Source organism: Sulfurimonas sp. (assembly GCF_026991475.1).
Classification (GTDB): domain Bacteria; phylum Campylobacterota; class Campylobacteria; order Campylobacterales; family Sulfurimonadaceae; genus Sulfurimonas.
The window spans coordinates 1-17,947 of record NZ_JALXBK010000082.1 but is presented as its reverse complement, the minus strand read 5'-3'; the positions used below and the strand labels follow the sequence as shown (position 1 = coordinate 17,947).

22 protein-coding genes are annotated in these 17,947 nt (G+C 34.2%); 8 read left to right on the top strand and 14 right to left on the bottom strand.

Annotated elements, in window-relative coordinates; all coding sequences use genetic code 11:
• Positions 1-40: 40 nt before the first annotated feature.
• The 8 genes from MV589_RS06965 (at position 41) to MV589_RS06930 (ending at position 8,668) form a co-directional block, all read left to right on the top strand.
• On the top strand, positions 41-2,911 hold the full coding sequence (locus MV589_RS06965) for a DUF748 domain-containing protein (RefSeq protein ID WP_297433321.1): 2,871 nt from the start codon (positions 41-43) through the stop codon (positions 2,909-2,911).
• 53 nt (positions 2,912-2,964) lie between these two features.
• A complete protein-coding gene (locus tag MV589_RS06960) occupies positions 2,965-4,083 on the top strand; it encodes a YeiH family protein (RefSeq protein WP_297433319.1) in 1,119 nt (372 codons plus the stop codon).
• A 78-nt stretch (positions 4,084-4,161) separates the two neighbouring features.
• Entirely contained in the window at positions 4,162-4,629 is a 468-nt protein-coding gene (locus MV589_RS06955; protein WP_297433317.1) for a hypothetical protein, read from the top strand.
• Positions 4,629-5,675 (top strand): tetratricopeptide repeat protein, encoded by a 1,047-nt coding sequence (locus MV589_RS06950; protein WP_297433315.1) that lies wholly within the window; start codon positions 4,629-4,631, stop codon positions 5,673-5,675. Before MV589_RS06955 ends, MV589_RS06950 begins: the two co-directional genes overlap by 1 nt.
• Positions 5,650-6,078, top strand: coding sequence for a ribonuclease HI (gene rnhA, locus MV589_RS06945; RefSeq protein WP_297433313.1), 429 nt, complete (start codon positions 5,650-5,652; stop codon positions 6,076-6,078). The genes MV589_RS06950 and rnhA overlap by 26 nt, the downstream gene beginning before the upstream one ends.
• Positions 6,079-6,097: 19 nt before the next feature.
• Positions 6,098-6,778, top strand: a complete 681-nt coding sequence (gene rnc, locus MV589_RS06940) for a ribonuclease III (RefSeq protein WP_297433311.1) — start codon at positions 6,098-6,100, stop codon at positions 6,776-6,778.
• Positions 6,778-7,851: a chorismate synthase gene (gene aroC, locus MV589_RS06935; protein ID WP_297433309.1), complete on the top strand. Its 1,074-nt coding sequence runs from the start codon at positions 6,778-6,780 to the stop codon at positions 7,849-7,851. The genes rnc and aroC overlap by 1 nt, the downstream gene beginning before the upstream one ends.
• Positions 7,852-7,927: 76 nt before the next feature.
• Positions 7,928-8,668 (top strand): DUF4395 domain-containing protein, encoded by a 741-nt coding sequence (locus MV589_RS06930; protein ID WP_297433307.1) that lies wholly within the window; start codon positions 7,928-7,930, stop codon positions 8,666-8,668.
• Between the two features lie 27 nt (positions 8,669-8,695).
• Here the strand turns inward: MV589_RS06930 and MV589_RS06925 are convergent, their stop codons facing one another.
• The 14 genes from MV589_RS06925 to MV589_RS06860 all read right to left on the bottom strand — a co-directional run.
• Positions 8,696-9,148, bottom strand: a complete 453-nt coding sequence (locus MV589_RS06925) for an MOSC domain-containing protein (RefSeq protein WP_297433305.1) — start codon at positions 9,146-9,148, stop codon at positions 8,696-8,698.
• Between the two features lie 113 nt (positions 9,149-9,261).
• On the bottom strand, positions 9,262-9,576 hold the full coding sequence (gene soxZ / locus MV589_RS06920; protein WP_297433303.1) for a thiosulfate oxidation carrier complex protein SoxZ: 315 nt from the start codon (positions 9,574-9,576) through the stop codon (positions 9,262-9,264).
• A 50-nt stretch (positions 9,577-9,626) separates the two neighbouring features.
• Positions 9,627-10,112 carry a thiosulfate oxidation carrier protein SoxY gene (locus MV589_RS06915; protein ID WP_297433301.1) on the bottom strand — a complete coding sequence of 162 codons (486 nt, stop codon included), beginning with the start codon at positions 10,110-10,112 and terminating at the stop codon, positions 9,627-9,629.
• Between the two features lie 16 nt (positions 10,113-10,128).
• Positions 10,129-11,301, bottom strand: a complete 1,173-nt coding sequence (locus MV589_RS06910; protein ID WP_297433299.1) for a c-type cytochrome — start codon at positions 11,299-11,301, stop codon at positions 10,129-10,131.
• 2 nt (positions 11,302-11,303) lie between these two features.
• Positions 11,304-12,686 carry a sulfite dehydrogenase gene (soxC, locus tag MV589_RS06905; protein ID WP_297433297.1) on the bottom strand — a complete coding sequence of 461 codons (1,383 nt, stop codon included), beginning with the start codon at positions 12,684-12,686 and terminating at the stop codon, positions 11,304-11,306.
• A 272-nt stretch (positions 12,687-12,958) separates the two neighbouring features.
• Complete coding sequence (locus MV589_RS06900; RefSeq protein ID WP_297433295.1) at positions 12,959-13,228, bottom strand: hypothetical protein; 270 nt, start codon at positions 13,226-13,228, stop codon at positions 12,959-12,961.
• Complete coding sequence (locus MV589_RS06895) at positions 13,228-13,383, bottom strand: hypothetical protein (RefSeq protein WP_297433293.1); 156 nt, start codon at positions 13,381-13,383, stop codon at positions 13,228-13,230. Before MV589_RS06895 ends, MV589_RS06900 begins: the two co-directional genes overlap by 1 nt.
• Positions 13,373-13,972, bottom strand: a complete 600-nt coding sequence (locus MV589_RS06890; protein WP_297433291.1) for a DUF2231 domain-containing protein — start codon at positions 13,970-13,972, stop codon at positions 13,373-13,375. The genes MV589_RS06895 and MV589_RS06890 overlap by 11 nt, the downstream gene beginning before the upstream one ends.
• Before the next feature lie 93 nt (positions 13,973-14,065).
• Positions 14,066-15,115, bottom strand: coding sequence for a DUF6781 family protein (locus MV589_RS06885; protein ID WP_297433289.1), 1,050 nt, complete (start codon positions 15,113-15,115; stop codon positions 14,066-14,068).
• 12 nt (positions 15,116-15,127) lie between these two features.
• Complete coding sequence (locus MV589_RS06880; RefSeq protein WP_297433287.1) at positions 15,128-15,403, bottom strand: HP0495 family protein; 276 nt, start codon at positions 15,401-15,403, stop codon at positions 15,128-15,130.
• The gene (gene moaC / locus MV589_RS06875) at positions 15,384-15,854 is read right to left on the bottom strand and encodes a cyclic pyranopterin monophosphate synthase MoaC (protein WP_297433285.1); all 471 of its coding nucleotides are present in this window, start codon (positions 15,852-15,854) and stop codon (positions 15,384-15,386) included. Before moaC ends, MV589_RS06880 begins: the two co-directional genes overlap by 20 nt.
• Positions 15,855-15,891: 37 nt before the next feature.
• On the bottom strand, positions 15,892-16,479 hold the full coding sequence (gene mobA / locus MV589_RS06870; RefSeq protein WP_297433283.1) for a molybdenum cofactor guanylyltransferase MobA: 588 nt from the start codon (positions 16,477-16,479) through the stop codon (positions 15,892-15,894).
• A complete protein-coding gene (locus MV589_RS06865) occupies positions 16,479-17,699 on the bottom strand; it encodes an OmpA family protein (RefSeq protein ID WP_297433281.1) in 1,221 nt (406 codons plus the stop codon). Before MV589_RS06865 ends, mobA begins: the two co-directional genes overlap by 1 nt.
• 93 nt (positions 17,700-17,792) lie before the next feature.
• On the bottom strand, positions 17,793-17,947 hold a 155-nt coding region (locus MV589_RS06860; protein ID WP_297433375.1), incomplete at its 5' end, for an aconitase family protein.

Sequence of the window (17,947 nt, the reverse complement as noted above, 5' to 3'; positions counted from 1 at the left end):
TAAGATAAACTTTACAAATATATTATTTGTGGAGTTTATTTTGTTAGGTAAAATTAAAAAGTTTTTTTTATATTTTATTATTGTTTATGCAATAATAGGATTTATTGTCCTCCCCTTAGTCCTCAAGCCCCAACTTGTTAAAATCTTACAAGAGAATACAAATACAAAAGTTAGTATTGCAAAAGTATATTTTAATCCATTTGTATTTAACTTAGAACTTCATAATGTAAAAATAGATGATTTGAATAAAAAAGCAATTTTTTCTTTTGAATCTATGACCTTAAATGTAAATCCCTCTTCTCTCTTTATGGGTGCAGTGCATATTTATCTTTTTGAGATAAAAAATCCTAAAATAAATTTAGTAAGAAATCAAGACAAAACATGGAATGTGCTCAATATTCTCAAAAAAGATAAAAAAGTGGTAGATAAAAAGAGCAGTAGTAGCTCTTTTAAGATGCCTAGAGTGATAATTGATACTATAAGCATTGTAGAGGGTAGGGCTGCGTTTAGTGATTACACACTCCCTCAAGTATTTAGATTTGGTATGAAAAATATTGGTTTAAAGATTAAGAATATTGATACAGAACAAAATAAAAATCCAAAAGGTACTATTCGCTTTTATGCAACTATGAACGATAATGGCTTTGTTGACTTTAAATCTAAGATAAAACATTACAGACCTTTTGCTACTTCAGGAAGTTTGGATTTTAAAGCAAATAAACTCTATACCGAGTGGAAATATGTAAAAAATATGTTAAATGTTGAAGTCGCAGATGGAAAAATATATTTACATGCACAATATAGTTTTAATAGTAGTGATATAAACGCAACAGAGATTAAAAACGCAAGTATACGCATGAATAATTTGAGAATAAAGCCAAAAAATGCTCCACAAAATATATTTACTCTTAAATCTTTTACTGTTACAGATATAAACGCAGTGCCATTGCAAAATAGAGTAAGCATTGCACAAATTGCACTGAATAAGCTCAATGTTGCACTCTCTCGCACTAAAACTAATAAAATTGATTGGACAGAGTACTTAAAAGTGACGCTGCCTAAAAGTAAGAAAAAAGCTGCAACTACACCAAGGGATAAAAATAGTACCTTGGCATTATTGGTGAAAAAAATCTCACTCACCTCTTCTAATGTTACTTTTAAAGATAGAATGCTTGCTAAAACAGCAACAAACACTCTTAATGATATAAATATTACTCTTTATGACATAAATTCTAAAAAAGGTTCGTGGCTCAAGTATGATACAAGTTTTAAAATAGATAAAAAAGGCTTAGTTAGCACAAAAGGAAAATTGAGAGCTTCTCCTTTAAAGCAGATAGGCAGTTTTGATATTAAGAAAATTTCACTTAAAGCGCTTACTCCTTATTTACAAGAGAGTAGCTACTTAAGTATTGAAGATGGACTTTTTTCGGCAAAAGGAACAACAAAATATGAAAAAAACAAGAACGCTCCAGATTTAGACTTAGAGGGCTCTTTAAAATTGGACTCTTTGTTTATTAATAATAGAAGAGAAAATAGTTTGCTTTTTTCTTTAAACTCTCTTGGTGTGAAATCTTATACTTTAGAACTATTTCCAAATAGATTCCATATAGATGAAATTGGTATAAACTCTTTTTACTTAGATGCACAGATAGATAAAAATAGAGTATTGAACTTTTCAAAGCTTATGAAAAAAACTACTAAGAAAAAGAGAAAAGTAGTGAAAAAGACAAAAGGGGCTAAGAGTAATTTTCCTGTTAAAATAGATAAAATTGCCGTTGCTTTGGGAAGTGCAAAGTTTCAAGATTACTCAATACCAATAAAATTTAAAACTAATATTCATAATTTAAATGGAGTGATTTATTCACTTACAAACATGAAAGGTGAACATACGTTAATAAATCTTCATGGAGATATTGATAAATATGGTTCTACTCGTATACAAGGGAGCATTGATGGCTTGAACCCTAAAAAATTTACTGATATAAATATGAATTTTAAAAATCTGGATTTGACTACTATGAGTGGATATAGCGCAGAGTTCGCGGGTTATGAGATAGACTCTGGAAAACTCTTTTTAGATCTTGGATATGACATTAGAGATGCAAAACTAAAAGCAAGCAATAGCATTGTAATTAAGAAAATTGAGCTAGGTAATGAAGTAAAAGATGAAAATGCTACACATCTTCCCTTGGGTTTTGTTATTGGGCTCTTAGAAGATGATAAAGGTGTTATAGATATTGATATGCCAATTGATGGGGATGTAGATAAACCAGATTTTAAATATGGCAAGTTGGTCTGGAACACTTTTACAAATTTAATCACACGTGCGGTGACCGCACCATTCAAATTTTTGGGTGCTATGCTTGGTATAAATAGTGATGATTTGGAGTATGTTGCGTTTGAAGTTGGTCATAGTGATATTTCTCCAATGCAAAGAGAAAAGATGGATAGACTTGCAAAAATAATGCTAAAAAGACCTAAGTTACTACTCAAAGTCAAGGGTGTATATGATAAACAGAGTGATAAAGTTGCACTTCAAAAAGAGAAACTTATAGCTTTGGTTTTGCAAAAAAGTGGGCTTAAAAACAGAGATGAGCATCAAAGTGCAATGACTCTTGATATGCTTGAAGAAATTTACTTAGATAACTCAAAGAAAAAAGAGTTAGAAACACTACGAGCCAAAGCAGGTAAAGAGTATAGAAAAAAACTTATTGCAGCATGTGTATCAATGATGAAAGTTGACAAATCCGCGCTTAAGAATTTAGCTAATTCAAGGGTGAAAAACTTAGTAAGGTATTTGGATAAAGAGAAAAATATACCACTTGACAGAATTCATTTAAGTAAGGCAATAAGGGAAGTTCAGAGTGAAAGAGGCTTTGTAAATCTGGAATTAAATTTAGCTGTTCAGTAAAAGTATCATAAAAATTTGCTATAATTCTTTCTTATTTCAATAAAAGGTAATCTATGGCATTTTCAAAAGAAAATAGGCAAGGTACTATTTCTGGTATCATTTTTGTTGCAATTTTTGCAGCAGCAGCAACTGCTATTGCGCAAATCGCATTTTTCAAATCACTCGGGATTTCTCCACTTGTAATTGGTATTGTTCTTGGTATATTTTATGCAAATACTCTGCATAATCATATTCCAAGTGCATGGGGGACAGGTATAACATTTTCAGGAAAGAAAATATTGCGTTTTGCAATTGTTTTCTATGGTTTTCGTATAACTTTTCAACAAATTATGGATGTAGGTTTGAGTGGATTTACAGTTTCACTTATTATGCTCTCAACAACTTTTTTACTCGGAACATATCTTGGGATAAAAGCATTTAAAATGGATAGAGAAACTTCTATGCTTACAGCTGCTGGTGGTGCGGTATGTGGTGCTGCAGCAGTTTTGGCAACAGAACCTGTACTAAAAGCAGAAGGGTATAAGACTGCGGTTGCAGTCTCTATGGTTGTTCTTTTTGGAACAATTTCAATGTTCTTGTATCCTGTTTTATATGCATCTATTATTGAACCAGCACAAGGGTTCTTACATATGACACCTGAGCAGTTTGGCATTTATACTGGTGGTACAATTCATGAAGTTGCACAGGTTGTAGCCGTTCCTGCGTCTATTCCAACAAAAGCTATTCACGACATCATAACTGTAGGTGGCGTAACAATGTCTCCAGAAGCACTCCACACACAGATGGCAAACTCTGCGGTTATTGTTAAAATGACGCGTGTTATTATGATTGCTCCAATGCTAATTTTGTTAGGAATTTATCTCTCTATGCAAGCGAAAAAGTCTGGTAAAGCAGGCGATAAATTGCAACTTGTTATTCCTTGGTTTGCAGTTTATTTTATTGGTATGGCAGGATTTAACTCACTTGACTTGGTTCCACACGCAATTGTTGGAACAATTAACCAAATAGATACTTTCCTTTTAACAATGGCAATGACAGCTCTCGGTATGGGAACGATTTTCGCAAAATTTAAAGGACTTGGACTTGCACCTATTTATACAGCAGGTTCAATGTTTATTTGGCTAGTTCTTGGTGGTTTTGTTGTGACAAAAGCAGTTACTGCAATTCTTTAATAGATTTTTTGAACTCTTAATAAAACTATTTAGCAAAAGATTATATAATCTATTTAATATAGTTTTTTAGGAGTTTTTATGTCATATCTTCCAAACACACTGAACTCATTTTGGTTGTGGCGTGAAGTATATGTGAAGCTGGGTATCTCTAATCCAGCATATAAATATTGGAAAAATACCCCTACGCTTAAACTCAATAATAAATATTTGTTTATAGAAAAAAATACTCTTCCTCAAAAACATGAGCATATTGAAGAGGTTTTAACTGATCTTTCGGGACACCTCCCCATAAAGTACGCTTCAGATCAATTACATGTTAATGAACATCTGTTCTCATGTGGTAAAATGTCCTTGCACAGGGAGTTTGAATACAAGTTTGTTGAAGATATTAAATTTGTTAATATACGCAAATTTTTTAGAGAAAATGGAATTAAAGTCTCAAAAAATTCTCTTGTGCAGTTAGCAAAACTTAAGGATTTGGAACTTACTCCCGAGGCAACTTTTTATAATCTAAAAAATGATTATGCTATTGTGGTGTATGACTAATGGATATGTTCTACATTGGGTTTAGAGACCCTCTTTTTTCAATCATCATTTTTTTTACTATTATCTTTGTAATTACATTTTTTTCATATTGGTGGAGCAGATATAGACGAAAGGAAGATAATAGCCATCTCGATAAATTTTTACAGCAATTCCGTACGTTACCTACAAAAAATGAACTTAAAATTCTTATTTCAAGCGGGGAACTCTCTCGTAAATCGTGGATGTTACTTGCAGCATCTTACTCTAAAAATGGTGATTATGAAAAAAGTATAGAGATATATAATGAAATTCTTGCTGTGACATCAAAAGAAGATCTTTATGAAACTATGTTCTTACTTGGAAAAACTTATTTTAAGGCAGGTTTTTTAGAGCGCTCTCATCAAATGTTTTTAGAGATACTAAAGTATAATCCAAGGACGCCTCAAGCACTGCACTATCTTTTACTTGTTTATGAGTATATGAGGGATTATAAGGCTGCTATTGATGTTTTAGAACCTCTTGATGAGCTTAATGAAGATATACTGCTTGATAAGGCATACTTGAGTGCATTAGCACTTTTAAATGATAATACTATTGGTGAAGATGAAAAAGCGCAACAACTACTAAATCTTTATCAAAAATCAGGAAAATTAGCCTTTATGACTTTTGAGTACCTTTTTCGTGTAAACCCCTCCTTGGCATGGGAAAATTTTAATCTTGATGATGCTGAGCTTCTTACCGAAGTACTCTGGAGAATGGACTCAAAAGATTTGAATTTAGATATAATTGCAAAGAGTAGATACTTAAAAGAACTCTATAGTGCAAGAGGAGATGTAAATCTCTCAGATGGAAGTTCTATATTTGAATTAGATGTTCTGATAGGCTTAGAGGGACGTGCAAATGCGACGTTAAGTTTTGAGTATGTGTGTAAGAAATGTAAAGGGAGTTACCCTTTTGCATTTAACCGTTGTACTACATGCCATGCCATTGATAGTGCTATGGTTGAGTATACATTAAGTAAAGATTTTGTTAAGGAATTTAGTGAAGAAAATAACTCTTTTCAGTGATGGAAGTGCTTTAGGCAACCCTGGTCCTGGTGGGTATGGTGTTATACTTAGATTTGGTGATAAAGAGAGGGAACTCTCTGGATTTGAGTTGCACACTACTAACAATAGAATGGAGCTAAAAGGTGCCATTGAAGGGCTTAAGGCTTTAAAAGAGCCTTGTGAAGTTGATATTATTTCAGACTCTTCGTATGTGGTGAAGGGCATTAATGAGTGGCTCGTGAATTGGATTAAAAGGGATTTTAAAAAAGTAAAAAATCCGGATCTTTGGCGGGAATATATAGAAGTTGCTCGTGGGCATAAAATTCATGCTATTTGGGTGCGAGGGCATGATGGTCATGTTGAGAATGAACGGTGTGATATTTTAGCCAAAGAGGCAGCTCAAAAGGCAAAAGATTTACTGTAAGAAAAAAAATGAGGGTATTATGCATAAAAATGTAGAAACATTAGAAAAAGATTTAGGGTATGAGTTTGAAGATAAAAAGCTCATTATCGAAGCGCTGACACATAAAAGTTATAAACAGCCCTACGATAATGAGCGCTTAGAATTTTTAGGCGATGCGGTACTTGATTTAGTTGTGGGTGAGTACCTTTTTAAGAAGTTTAAAAATTCTGATGAGGGAAATCTTTCAAAAATACGAGCTTCTTTAGTCAATGAAACAGGGTTTGATAAATTGGCTAGAGCGTTGCGTTTAGGAGATTATATACTACTCTCAAACGCAGAAGATAATAATGGCGGCAGAGAAAAATCATCACTCTTATCTAATGCTTTTGAGGCAATAATGGGTGCAGTTTATCTGGAAGCTGGATTGCAAAAAGTACACGAGATAGCAATTGGATTGATTGAAGAAAACTACAAAGAGATTTCACTTGATTCTCTGTTCCGTGATTTTAAAACGACACTGCAAGAACTTACTCAGGCACGATTTGGCATTACTCCTGAGTACAAGGTACTTGCTTCAAGAGGACCTGACCATAAAAAAGAGTTTGAAGTTGGTGTTTTTATTGAGGGCAAAGAGTACGCTAGAGCAAATGGAAAAAGTAAAAAGATTGCACAGCAAGAGGCCGCGCAGATTGCTGTTTTAATGTTGAAGAAGGAAAAATAGTGAATAGTTTTGGAATGAAGTTACGATTTTCAACATTTGGGGAGTCTCATGGGAAAGCTTTGGGCTGCTTGCTTGATGGAGTTCCTGCAGGTTTAGAAATTGATGAAGATTATATTCAAAGTGAACTTGATCGCAGAAAACCAGGTAAGAGTGAGTTTGAAACAGCAAGAAAAGAGGCTGATAAAGTAGAAATTTTGAGTGGTGTATTTGAGGGAAAAAGTACCGGTACGCCAATAGCCATGGTTATTTATAACACAAATCAAAAATCAAAAGATTATACAAATATTAAAGATGTATTTCGTCCAGGACATGCTGATTTTACCTATTTTCACAAATATGGCATCCGTGATTATCGCGGTGGTGGAAGAAGCTCCGCAAGAGAGACTGCTGCTCGTGTAGCAGCAGGTGCAATTGCGAAGTTAATGCTTCAAAAGTTGGACATTAGTGTCGTGAGTGGTATTAGTGAAGTTGCTGGCATTAAAAGCGAAGTTTTTGACTATGAGAGTGCAAAGAGCAGTATTATTTATGCACTCGATAAGAATAAAGAAGAGGCACAAAAAGAGGCTATTTTAAATGCGAAGAATGCACATGATTCTGTCGGTGGTGTTGCTCGTATTGTTGTAAAAGGCGCTCCAATTGGATTAGGACAGCCACTTTATTATAAGCTTGATGGTGTTTTAGCAGATGCTATGATGGGCTTAAACGCAGTCAAGGCTGTTGAGATTGGAGATGGTGTGCTTAGTGCGCGCGAGTATGGTTCTCAAAACAATGATGCTATTCGCGTAGAGGGGTTTGAGTCAAATCATGCTGGTGGTATTTTAGGTGGTATAAGCAATGGTGAAGAGATTGTACTTAATGTATATTTTAAACCAACCCCCTCTATATTTAAAGAGCAACATACAATTACAACTGAAAATGAAGAGGTAGATTTTGCTCTTAAAGGTAGACATGATCCTTGTGTAGCTATTCGAGGTAGTGTTGTATGTGAGTCAATGGCTGCATTAGTAATTGCCGATATGCTTCTTTTAAATATGGGTTCTAAAATGGATGGAGTAGTACGCTACTATAGCTAATGTAAATAAAACTCATATTAGCTAAGTGATTACCTATTTTTGATACAATTATTATTATAACTTATGGAGAGTATCTTTGAATCTTAAAACTTTTTTGTGGGAATATGGTGAACATGTTCCAGGGTATGATGTTACGGTAATAAATGAAAGAGAGGCAAGAGCTGCTGCTGGAATACTCTTTATGCTAGGAATGATTGTAATATTTGTGGGTATTGGTTTTGGTCATATTATCGTGGCACGAGTCTATTTGGCATTTTTATGGTTTGATTTTTTAGCAAGAGTTATTAGTCCAAAATACTCGCCTTCTATGCTTCTTGGTAAGTTTGTAGTGCGTAACCAGACACCAGAGTATGTAGGTGGTTTACAAAAACGATTTGCTTGGACACTTGGTTGGTTAATCTCTTTCCCTATGGTTTGGTGGTTTGTTATACACTGGGATATTACCTTTTATAAGGTGTTAATTTGTGTACTCTGTTTAACTTTGATGTTTTTAGAGACAGCGTTTAGTGTTTGTGTGGGTTGTATGATTTATAAAGCAATTATGAAAGATGATCCTACACATTGTCCAGGGGGTGTGTGTAAAATGAAAATAAAAGAGCCTATTCAAACTTTTAATTTTATGCAGGCATTTATTGCAACTGTGACCTTTATTGGGCTTCTAACAGGTATATATCTATTTCTTGCTAAGACAGAATCAAAAACATTTTTTGGTCAATTTTTACATGAAGCGGTCTTAAGCAAACAGCAGTTAAAAAAAGAGGAAGATATAAAGTATCAACAAGAGATAGATAAAGAATTTTCTGATGATAATTTTTAAATTATCTTGTTAAAAAACTCTTTTAGGTTAGTTTTTTAAAATTTTAACGCTGTCTCCAGTATGAATTACAGCTTTATCTTTGATAACTTTGGCAAAAATACCTCTATCATTTTTGAGTAGTTTTGGTAATTTTGAATTTATAGTAGTTAAACCCTTACATAAAGTACAGTTTTGAGTAATTTCTAAAAGAGCAGTACCAATTTGTAGTCTGTCTCCCGCGACTAATGAGTATGGATTTATATCTATTAAAATATTTTCTCCAAGTATGCCGGTATCTATATTTATACTGTTTTGTTTTGCTAAAGTATAGCTATCTTGTGAGGTAATGAGAATTGAACGCTCTGGATCTTTTGCATAAAATTTATCACCCACAATACCATTGCTGTCTATTTCTGCAGTTTGAAGAGAAACTTTTGTTTTTGTTGTGTCATCTTTTGTAATATATAAGTTTAAAACTTTTCCCTCTGAAGTGTTATGCATTGGAGCTCTTTATAGAAATTTTTAACATTATAGCAAAAAAGAATATATAAAATGAAGAGAATAGAAAGAGAAGATGATAGGAGCGAAAAGCCCCTATATGGAAGAAACTAAAATTATTTTATTTTAGCTTTACCTTTGTAAGTTTTACCATGATTATTCATTGCAACAAGTTTAATTTTATCTTTTTTTGCACCGATTCCTTTAAATTCAAATTTAAAGATAGGGTTTTTAGATAAAAACTGAGAAGTTGAAAAGTCAGCTACAGTTTCTCCATTAAGAGTTGCAGTGAAGTGAGTAATGAAGTCTGCATTATCTCTACTTCCTGTTTTTTTCTCAGCCATATTGTATGTCATTGATGGGTTTTTAATCAATGCTTTAACAGATACAACACCATTTTTTAATTTTGCTTTTGCTTTAATTCCAGCCATTTTATTTCCTTAATAAGTTATTTTTTAATTATTTTGTTTTTGAAAAAGGATTAACCTTCACATCCACCAAGAGCAACATCTAGAGTTTTTTGAGCTGCATATAGTTTACCATCATTGCCTTGAGCTACGATTGTAATAGTACCAGATGAAGCCATTTTGATTTTAATAGAGTATTTGTTTACACTGTATTTGTTTACATCAACAACCATTACAGCAGCTTCTGGGTTAGCATTTTGAAATACTGCAATACTTTTTACATCTTTATCAGTTGAAAAATCAACAGGAATTGCACCACCATTACTCGCTACATCTGGAGCTTTTAATTTTACTCCCTCCATAGTTAAAGAATTTGAACCATAAAGAGCTTTAATAGCCTCCATAACACCATCTTCAGTTACTTTCTTATTTTTCATTACATTTTTTGTAGTCCATACAGCTGGCTTTAATTTTCTAAAATCTGCTGCTCTAACACTTGCAGGAACAGTAGCTAAAGCTATTGCACCTAAAGTCATACTTAAAAATTTTCTTCTTTCCATTGTTTATCCTTTGTGTTTATTTACTTTTGTTAACCATATAGTCAACAACTAATTTAAAGTCTCTGTCTGAGAGCTCTGAACCACCTTTTGGAGGCATACCTGCATCAGTACCTTTAATACCATTTGCATATACTTTATCCATACCTTTAGCTGTGTAAGCTGCCCATGCTGCTTTGTCACCAACTACAGGTGCACCCATACCATCAGCTCCGTGACACATTGCACAGTTTGCACTATATGCTTTAGTAGCATTAAAAGCTTCTCCTGAAGGTTTTACAGCAGGTAAGTCCCTTACTTCAGAAAGAGGTGGATGAAAATCATGTATTCCTCCATTTTGAATGTAAGCCACTTTTGCAGTTGGCTCTTGACAATCATGCATACATCTTGAAGCAGGGTTGTTTACATCATACTTTTGTGCACCAAAGTTATCTGGATTTGAGAAGTATTTACGTACATTGTCACGACCATGTGGTCCATCAATTTTTGGTTCAAACCCATCAACATTAGGCATTTTGATTTTTAAGAATTTTTCACGATTAAGTACATACTCATCATCAACTTCTTGTCCATCAATTTCCATTTCGTTTACATTTAGAATGTAAGCGACAAGAGCATAAACCTGATCATCAGTTAGAGTTCCTGTTTGTGGATGTGGCATAGCATCTTTAATGTACCAAAAGAGTGTACTAGCCTGCGGCCAATATGTACCAAAGACACGCACTGGACCATCTTCATCAGGTTTGATTCTTTGATTTGTTAAAGTTTTATGCAAGTCATATGCATTTCCTTTAGAGAGTGCTGGGTATCCACCTCCCCCTGAACCAAAGTCACCATGACACATTCCACATTTAGCATCGTAAATGTCACTACCCTCTTCAGCAGTACCATGACCTTCTGGTAGACCTGTACCATCTGGCATTATATCAGTGTTCCATGCATCGTATTCTGCTTTTGTAGGAACACGACCATTAAAAATCTTTGTTGCATCTTTAGCAACTTGAGGATTTACATGGTAAGGACCAGTCATATTGTTTTTTACAGGGTAGCTTACGCCACCATCTATTGAAGCTAATGCAGGAGAACTTTGCTTACTGCTTGGCATTACTCCATCCATACATGCTGAGAGACCTAATGATAAGGCAGCAGCCGCAGAGATTGAAATTAATAATTTTTTATTTAATTTAAACATTGTTACGCCTTCCCTTCAATAAATAATGGGCCTTTGCCTTTTCGATCTAATTGAGAACGGATTTCTACATGAGTAATTTTTCCGTCTTTTTCAACTTTCCAAGTCTCAACCGCATTTCTATGATAAACAGCTTCCACACCAACTTTTAGTGTCTCTTGATCAATTGTTGGTTGAATATATCCAGCATCATCTCTTGCACGAGAAGTGAGGAATAGTTCATCACCTTTCTTGTATGTATGCATATAACTCCAGCGAGTCCAACATTTTGGAAGGACTAGACCTTTGAGGTTTGCCGCAATATAGTTTTTACCACCGTCAAATGAAAGATCAACACCAGTAATTGTACCCATTCCAGACCATGCAAGACCTTCAATTTCTACAATATCACCATCTTTTAAGTCTGACCAGTCGATCTCTGGAGATGGAGAAGTTACAGTTGAGTTTACTTCATTTGCATAGAAGTGTTGGATAGCTTTTCCCGTAGGTTTGAGTACTGTATATTTAGAAGTCTCCTCCTTACAGTACCATGGCTCAGCAGCAAAGTCTAAACGACGAAGCCATTTAACACATAAGTTTCCTTCCCAACCCGGAACGAGAAGACGAATAGGATAGCCTTGCTCTGGACGAAGTGCTTCACCATTTTGACCCCATACGATCATAGCATCATCTAAAACTTTATCAATAGGAATAGTTCTTCCCATTTTAGAAGAGTCGCCACCTTCAGCAAGCATCCAGTTCGCATCTGGTTTAAGACCAAGATCTTCAAGAATAGTTTTCACATAAACACCAGTCCACTCTGCACAAGACATAAAACCTTTTGCAAATTGTAAAGAGTTATATTGAGGACCTCTCCACTCTTGTCCACCATTGGCAGGACATTCAATAAAGTGAGTTCGAGTTACACTTGGGTAGCGTTTAAGTTGTTTCATAGTCAAAACAATAGGCTTTTCCACTAAACCTGTAATCATAAGTCTGTGTTCATTTGGATCAATATGAGCTACACCACCATGAGAACGAGAGAAGAAAAGTCCATTTGGTGTGATAATCCCACTTGAATCTTGAATAGGTGTTACTGCAATTGATGCTCTATAATTTCCAGAAGCAAGTAGCTTTGTGTATCTTCTAGTTACATTATGCTCATATTTTGATGGCATACCGTAAAGATTTTTTGTAACAGGATCACCCCATGTACTCGCCCACTTTGGGGTTTCCATAATAGCTGAGTCATCTGCCTTAGCGTTCGAGGATAGAAGTGATGTTCCAGCAAGTGCAGTCACTGAAAGTGCTGCAGTCTTTTTGAAAAAGTCTCTTCTCCCAACACTTGCACTTTGCGTATCTTTACTAGATACTGTGTCTAAGTCTTGTTGAGATTTTTTAATATCCACATTTTCTCCTTTAAAAATAGGTTGTTAGTTTATCTAATTGATATGTTTCACTTTGAATTACAAAGAGTCGTACATCTGTATCATGCCATTTTAAACATTAATTGTAAATTTCTGGACAGATGTTATTATACAGAAAAATGAGATACTTTTGTGATAATATTATTTAAAAAACTTATTTTAGTTACTTATTGAAACAGTTTTATAGTTATTGAAAATAGTTATATTAACACAATGTATATTTCTAATTTGTATAGCTTATATCATATATTTATTTACATTTTTACTATGCCAAGAATAAGATATGTCTGTGTCTCTTCTTCGTAGTAAAATGGAATACGAAGACCTTTATGTTCAAGGTCTTTAATATTTTCATCATTAAAAAGAGTAGACTTTTTGAACTTTTGAACTTTTGTTGGAATATTTATAATGACTGTATCGAGATAAAGCTTAAAACTTTTTGCTGCATTGAGTTGCTCTTTGGAAAATTCTTCTAAAAGAGAATGGAGCTGCATTTGATATGTTTCTGTACAGAATATTTGCACTACTTCTCTCTCTCTTTAAGCCACTGGGTACTCTCTTGCATACAAACAGAGAACTCTTTGGCAGAACTTCTATCTTTTAAAAAGCGAGCAAGTGCTTCTTGCATTGCTTCTTGAATCTCTGTCTTGCTTGCTTCCTCCATATTCTTAGTCATCATCTTCTTGAATCTTTTGACTTTTTTGTTCTTTGTCTTCACACCCTATTTTTTTACATGTTGTTTCATTTATCACTGAAATCTGTTTTTGAATAAGCTCAACTTTTTCGTCATCATCAGCCATATCAAAATCTTCATCACTTGATATATATTTTTTTAATTGTGTCATTTGAAATGGATTTCCATGTTCATATACAATTTCGCCACCATGTTTTCCTTGAAGAAAAGTAACTGCCATAACTGCAATTGTAAGTAAAATACCAAAAATTTGAATGCCACTTTTTTTCATTCTGCATCCAATGATTTGTATAAGAGCAACAATAGCCATCGCTACAGCAAGGTAACGACCAAGGTCTCTATGCTCTAAAAGTTCAGCTTTACCGGCAGCATCAAGAAAGCCAAAAACTTCAGGGCCGGCAATTTTTTCTCCAGTGTACCAAACGCCTATCATTGCAATTGCCGCAAGAAGAGCTGTTCGTGCAGAAATTTTTGCCATCGTCTCGGTTCTATTGAATATATATATAACACCAAATGTTGCGGCAACAAGTGGTAAAATCATTGCAAAGTGAACTGTAGCTGGGTGAATCATCATAATATTTTCCTTCTGTTTTTTTAGCTAATTATATTGCGTATAATATAAATAATATTTATATTATTATAATAATTTCTTATTTTAAGTTGAAATTTATTTCTCTTTCTTTTCCATTACATCTTTAGCAGATTTAATAGCTGAACCAAGAACTATTCGCGCAGCTTCCATCGCTTGTGCCCCCATACGTTTTGCCTCTTTTGCTTTTGGTGATTGTAGAGCAACATCTGCTCTTTTTACAGCACCTTTAGCAAAGTTAGAAAATCTACTGCGAATAACATCTGCTGTCTCTTTGGAAATAAGCACAAGCTCTTCTAAGTCATAATGCATATCTTTGTTGATTTCTATAAGCATCTTTCTTAGTAGTTGAGAGCTCTCACTTGCTTGAGTAAGGATAATTTGAGAAAAAAGTGTATCTGTTTGGTTCAAATCTTCAATAATAGTGTCATAATCCTCTATAAGAATATGCTTCGCCTCTATTGGCATATAAGCAACTCTTTGTTTAAATCTGTCAATAGCTTTCACTAAACCACCGCGCATCCCTTTGAGTGTTAAACGCAGTATGGAATCAGCTTTTGTTGGTGTTGCTTCTGCTACATCAATAGCTGTTGCTAAAATTGTTGATAGAATTTTACGTACGCGAATAGTATTTAAAGAACCCTCTTTTATAGCTTCAAATGTAATCTCTTTTATTACTTCTTTAAGTGATTCATCAATATCACTCTCTTGCTCTTTTTCTAAAGCAGTAATAATAGTAGACTCTACCATTTCACTTAATATGTCATATAAATCAATAGATTGTAGTTTTATATGGTGCAGGGCAAGCAGTACATCTTTATTTGGTTTTACATCCTCTTCAAGAACATTAAATATTTCATATTTAGCCTCTTGAAGTTCATCTGCTTTTTTTTCCAATGCTCTCTCTATATTCTCTTTTTGTGCTAAAAGATTTTCTACTTCGTTTTGTAAAGATTGTGTCTCCACCTCTACAAGGCTTGTTGTGAGTGTTCTAATTTCATCTACAGTGAGTTCATTTAAGTCAATCTCTGCTCTTTTTAGAGCATTCACAACTCTTCGTGAAATATTTTTAAATTTATGACTATATACTTTTTTAACTTTTAATTCCAGTTCATTTGTATCCATCATTTTTTCCTCTTTTTAAAGAACCATTTTTATATCTTGATGTTTTTTTAGTGCATCATAGATAAAGGTCCTATCATCTTCATTATGGACTAGTAAATCCAAATTCATACTTACATACTTCCCACTTTTTGAACTATTTGATGGTGTGAGCTTATGCTCTCTCTCTTCAATAACATCATGAACAGCTTTTTTGAGGGTATCTGCTTCACTTGCTATTACTTTGTAACACCAATTACAAGGGTACTCAAGTTCTAGTTGTTTATCTTTAAGTTTATCGTTTAAAGTTTCCACTTTTACCTCCTGATTTAGATTCGAGTTGTACATTTTTGATAATCATACCTTTATCTATTGCTTTAACCATATCATATATTGTCAATAGTCCCACACTTACTCCAGTAAGTGCTTCCATTTCTACTCCTGTTTGTCCTGTAAGTTTTGCAGTCACAGTAAGTTTAAAGCCAGGAAGATCTACAATCTCTTCAACATCACAATTTATACCTGTAAGATTGAGAGGGTGGCACATAGGAATTAAATTGCTTGTCTGTTTTGTTCCCATAATAGCAGCAATTACAGCAGTTTGCAAAACAGGCCCTTTTTTTGTCTTTTCACTTACGATTGCATCATAAGCATCTCGACTCATTTGAATAGTTCCACTTGCTACTGCAACTCTTGTTGTATTGCTCTTATCGCTTACATCGACCATTTTAGGACGTTGATTCTCATCTAGGTGTGTTAAATTCATCTATGCTCTTTTGTATTATAAAATTAATTTTGCCTTATTATAGCAAAGAATTCTTTATAATTTTAAGAGCTTCTTGATACTGCTGAGGGTGGTTAAGATTTAAAAAGGGCTGCGTTTGAGAAAAGTGACAATAATTTGTATTGGAATTTTTGAGCAGTAGTCCAAGCTTATGGTTGTTCTCTTTAAGCATAGTTTCAAAAGAACTCTTTAAGGAGTTATGATAAACACCACAAAGAGGCTGCATACCTTCATCTGTTTTTGCAATTGTTGCATCAAATGAGTTCCTGTCTGCGTTCACTAAAGTTTCTATCTCTTTTTTGCTAACAAAAGGGGTGTCAACACTGAGTGCAAAAAATCTATCACTCTCTAAATGCTTAAACGCAGTGATAAAACCAAGAGTTGGTGCGAAAACTGCACTCTCTTTTATATCTTCTATAAAATTTGCTTTAAAATCAAATTTGGAGCACTCTTTACAAGAGATATAAACATTTTTAAAAATTTTTGAGAGTCTGTTATGTTGGTAGTGTGTAAGTGTGTCAAAACCTGCAAAAGGAAGAAGCGCTTTGTCCTCTCCCATTCTGCTACTTTTGCCACCTGCAAAGATTACGCAGGGAATTTCTATCATTAGTTATGAATAAGTTGCGCTTCAATTCGGCGATTTTGTGCGCGACCAGCTGCAGTTGCATTGTTCGCAATTGGATTAGCTTCACCCATCCCTTTTGCTGAGAGTTGAGAACTACTTACACCTCTTGCTTCTAACATTTTTACAACTTCTTTTGCTCTTTTTTCTGAAAGACGCTGATTGTAAGATGCTGCACCTCTATTGTCTGTATAGCCTACTATTTTAGCGCTATAATTTGGATATTTTTTCAAAAATGCTGCATATTTATCAAGGTTAGCAAATGAAGCAGCTCTAACTTTATATGAGTTGTTTTCAAATTGAATATCTAATGCAACAGTTGCTGGACATCCATTTTCATCTACTGCAGTGTTTGCAGGTGTATTTGGACATATATCTTTAGCATTTAAAACACCATCATTGTCCATATCTGGATTCACTTTACATCCATTTGCATCAACTTGTGCTCCTACTGGAGTATTTGGACATTTATCATGTGAATCAAGTACACCATCATGATCGGCATCTTGAGCAACAGGACATCCTGTAATATCAACAGTTGTATTATCCGGTGTGTTTGGACATTTATCATTTGCATCAATAATACCATCACCATCACTATCAAGAACCACTGGTACAACAGCTGTCTCTACAACTTGTTCTTCTACGACTGCTACAGGCTCTTTTTTTTGCGCTTGTGCACCAAAAGAGTATGTAAGTCCTACTAATGTCATAAGATTACTATCTGCATTTCCTGCATGTGATGCAGTAGGTTTGAGCATATAAATAGCTTCTAGTTTTAGTGCTAAATTATCTGTAAAATTAACTTTTGCACCAACACCTGCATCAAAGAAAAGGCGATCATCATTGTTGTATTTATTTGTTGTAAAGCTCTCTATTCCAAGACCAGCTTTAGCAAACGGTGTAATAGCACTTACTTTATCATAAGTGTAAACACCATTAAATGCACCGCGAAGAACATCTGTACTTCCGCTTACTGAATAATCTACATTAGGAGCATAGTAGAGAGAAAATTCAGGACTGATTTTGGAATTAGCAGAATTTATTTGAAACTCTAGGCCACCTGTGAGGTATCCATCATTTTTAATGCCAAGGTTCCCTTCTGCAATGTTATAGCCTATCATTGGGGAAAGCTCATATTTGTAGTTGTCTGCAGATGCAAGCGTACCTAGTAATAAAGCAGGAACGAGTAGTAATTTTTTCATTTATCTATCCTTTAATGAAATTAGTTTTATTTTAATATAAGCGAATATTTTAACTAAAATAATAATATATAATTCTTAAATATTTAAATTAGTTTATCTTGGGTCTGTAATGTAGCCTGTAATTGCAGAAATCGCAGCAACTGCAGAATTAGCAAGATAGACTTTAGATGAACGACTTCCCATACGACCTACAAAGTTTCTATTTGTAGTTGAAACTGCTACCTCGTTATCACCGAGAATTCCCATAT

What these genes read in the sequence shown, in the direction of transcription:
- moaC (WP_297433285.1), bottom strand. Translation starts at nt 15,854, where the DNA reads ATGAATTTAACACACCTAGATGAGAATCAACGTCCTAAAATGGTCGAT.
- soxZ (WP_297433303.1), bottom strand. Translation starts at nt 9,576, where the DNA reads ATGGCTGGAATTAAAGCAAAAGCAAAATTAAAAAATGGTGTTGTATCT.
- MV589_RS06890 (WP_297433291.1), bottom strand. Translation starts at nt 13,972, where the DNA reads ATGATGATTCACCCAGCTACAGTTCACTTTGCAATGATTTTACCACTT.
- MV589_RS06950 (WP_297433315.1), top strand. Translation starts at nt 4,629, where the DNA reads ATGGATATGTTCTACATTGGGTTTAGAGACCCTCTTTTTTCAATCATC.
- rnc (WP_297433311.1), top strand. Translation starts at nt 6,098, where the DNA reads ATGCATAAAAATGTAGAAACATTAGAAAAAGATTTAGGGTATGAGTTT.
- MV589_RS06955 (WP_297433317.1), top strand. Translation starts at nt 4,162, where the DNA reads ATGTCATATCTTCCAAACACACTGAACTCATTTTGGTTGTGGCGTGAA.
- MV589_RS06960 (WP_297433319.1), top strand. Translation starts at nt 2,965, where the DNA reads ATGGCATTTTCAAAAGAAAATAGGCAAGGTACTATTTCTGGTATCATT.
- MV589_RS06895 (WP_297433293.1), bottom strand. Translation starts at nt 13,383, where the DNA reads ATGATGACTAAGAATATGGAGGAAGCAAGCAAGACAGAGATTCAAGAA.
- MV589_RS06925 (WP_297433305.1), bottom strand. Translation starts at nt 9,148, where the DNA reads ATGCATAACACTTCAGAGGGAAAAGTTTTAAACTTATATATTACAAAA.
- MV589_RS06910 (WP_297433299.1), bottom strand. Translation starts at nt 11,301, where the DNA reads ATGTTTAAATTAAATAAAAAATTATTAATTTCAATCTCTGCGGCTGCT.
- mobA (WP_297433283.1), bottom strand. Translation starts at nt 16,479, where the DNA reads ATGATAGAAATTCCCTGCGTAATCTTTGCAGGTGGCAAAAGTAGCAGA.
- MV589_RS06885 (WP_297433289.1), bottom strand. Translation starts at nt 15,115, where the DNA reads ATGATGGATACAAATGAACTGGAATTAAAAGTTAAAAAAGTATATAGT.
- MV589_RS06915 (WP_297433301.1), bottom strand. Translation starts at nt 10,112, where the DNA reads ATGGAAAGAAGAAAATTTTTAAGTATGACTTTAGGTGCAATAGCTTTA.
- MV589_RS06865 (WP_297433281.1), bottom strand. Translation starts at nt 17,699, where the DNA reads ATGAAAAAATTACTACTCGTTCCTGCTTTATTACTAGGTACGCTTGCA.